Source organism: Vibrio sp. 970 (assembly GCF_033339075.1).
Genome location: NZ_JAWOTW010000709.1, coordinates 1 through 543, shown reverse-complemented (window position 1 = coordinate 543; position 543 = coordinate 1). Strand labels below are relative to the sequence as shown.

Here is a 543-nt window from a genome sequence, read left to right as displayed (position 1 = left end):
GTATCTGGGCGCAAGGCAGAACCATTGTGAAGAGAAATTTGAAGATATGGTACTCGACCCACAACCGTACACTAGCAAAGCGGGAAAACAATACGACGGTTTGCAAGCCATGCTGGCGAATAGAATGAAGTATCAAAGAAAATTTTACGGCTATGATGTGTTTATTTCTGCCAGTGATTTAGACAGGGAAGCCGACGAATTTGTAGGGCTGACTCGGCGATACTTAGCGGCCGCCGAGCCAGAATAGTAACGAGTACAGACAAGGCGCTAGTATAGTGGCATCTCGTCAGCAACAAACGGGTTGGTTTTGCGCTCGTGACCGAAGGTAGATTGAGGACCATGACCCGGTACAAATGTAACATCGTTACCTAGAGGCCAAAGTTTCTCTTTAATTGAACTAATCAACGTATTGAAGTCGCCTTGAGGGAAGTCAGTACGACCAATGCTACCGTTAAACAGAACATCACCAACAAACGCTAAACGTGCTTCTTCACTATAAAGTACTACGTGACCTGGTGTATGGCCCGGCGTATGGATAACGTT

General features: G+C 46.0%; 2 protein-coding genes. One reads left to right on the top strand and one right to left on the bottom strand.

All coding sequences use genetic code 11. The features are described from left to right. Positions 1–247: DUF2982 domain-containing protein (locus tag R7Q11_RS28755; RefSeq protein ID WP_225467295.1), on the top strand; the 247-nt coding region annotated here is incomplete at its 5' end. 20 nt (positions 248–267) lie between these two features. On the opposite strand, the gene R7Q11_RS28750 is transcribed toward R7Q11_RS28755, so the two are convergent. Next, a partial coding sequence (locus R7Q11_RS28750) for an MBL fold metallo-hydrolase (RefSeq protein ID WP_225467294.1) occupies positions 268–543 on the bottom strand: 276 nt, incomplete at its 5' end.